We start from the raw sequence: 1,263 nt of genomic DNA on the forward strand, positions 1-1,263 counted from the left end.
ACGCCAATTTTCACTGTAAATCACTCCTATAGATTTATTATTGAAGTTCTTTAACTTCGGAACAAGTTTAATATCTGTCTCTTATACACATCTAGATGTGTATAAGAGACAGGTATTGGTTAAATTCAAATAATTCGGTCGATAGATAGCGTTCGCCATTATCCGGTAATAAAACCAATACTTTCTGATCAGGACTCATTTCTTTTGCTATCTTCAACGCTGCAAACAATGCCGCACCTGAAGATACACCTACTAGAATCCCTTCTTTTTTCGCGATTTCTCTAGCCGTTTCCATTGCATCACTGCTGTTTACTGGTAAAACCTCATCATAGATCTCTGTATTTAAAATACTTGGAACAAATCCCGCACCAATTCCTTGGATTTTGTGAGGACCTGATTGTCCGCCTTCTAAAACAGGAGATTCTTCTGGTTCCACCGCGTAAATCTTGATGTTTGAATACATCCGCTTTAATTCATTTCCAACACCTGTGATAGTACCGCCAGTACCTACACCTGCAACAAACGCATCCAATTCATTTTTTTCAAAGGCGTTAACGATCTCTTTAGCCGTTGTTTCTTCATGAACTTTGGGATTTGCTGGATTGTCAAACTGTGCTGGAACGAACCAACCATTTTCATCTGCTAGTTCTTTCGCTTTTGCGATCGCGCCCTTCATCCCCTCTGATCCGGGCGTTAAAACTAAATTGGCACCATAAGCTTGCATCAACTTGCGACGTTCAATACTCATCGTTTCCGGCATTACTAAAGTGACAGGATAACCTTTTGCTGCGCCAACCATTGCTAGACCAATTCCAGTATTACCAGAAGTTGGTTCTATAATTGTCATTCCAGCTTTTAGCTTACCACTTTTTTCTGCGTCTTCAATCATTCTCAATGCGATTCGGTCTTTAACACTGCCGCCAGGATTAAATGATTCTACCTTAACATAAATTTGCGCCATCTCATCGGTTGTCATGTGTCTCAGTTTTACGATAGGTGTCTCGCCAATTGTATCCAAAATCGAATTATAAATTTTTGTCATTTTTCCTCGCTCCATTTCTTACCTTATGTAAGTTATCTTAACGAATAATAAGAAAAGATGCGAGAATTTCGACTTTAAAAGCTCTATATAGACATTTTCTTAAGGTTCATTCGTTTCTCTTAAGTACGAACCTCTATACTTATCTGTCTCTTATACACATCTAGATGTGTATAAGAGACAGTACCAATATATAACTTTGGTCAGTAAAGGTCAAACAATAA

At 38.2% G+C, this 1,263-nt stretch carries 1 protein-coding gene; it reads right to left on the reverse strand.

All coding sequences use genetic code 11. The features are described from left to right. Window positions 1-91: 91 nt before the first annotated feature. Window positions 92-1,042 carry a cysteine synthase A gene (gene cysK / locus A5875_RS23105; RefSeq protein WP_088935940.1) on the reverse strand — a complete coding sequence of 317 codons (951 nt, stop codon included), beginning with the start codon at window positions 1,040-1,042 and terminating at the stop codon, window positions 92-94. Window positions 1,043-1,263 lie beyond the last annotated feature (221 nt).

Source organism: Enterococcus sp. 3H8_DIV0648, assembly GCF_002140655.1.
In the GTDB taxonomy this organism is placed as follows: domain Bacteria; phylum Bacillota; class Bacilli; order Lactobacillales; family Enterococcaceae; genus Enterococcus_A; species Enterococcus_A hulanensis.

Excerpts from the sequence above, each read along its gene's own strand:
- cysK (WP_088935940.1), bottom strand. The coding sequence starts at position 1,042 with ATGACAAAAATTTATAATTCGATTTTGGATACAATTGGCGAGACACCT.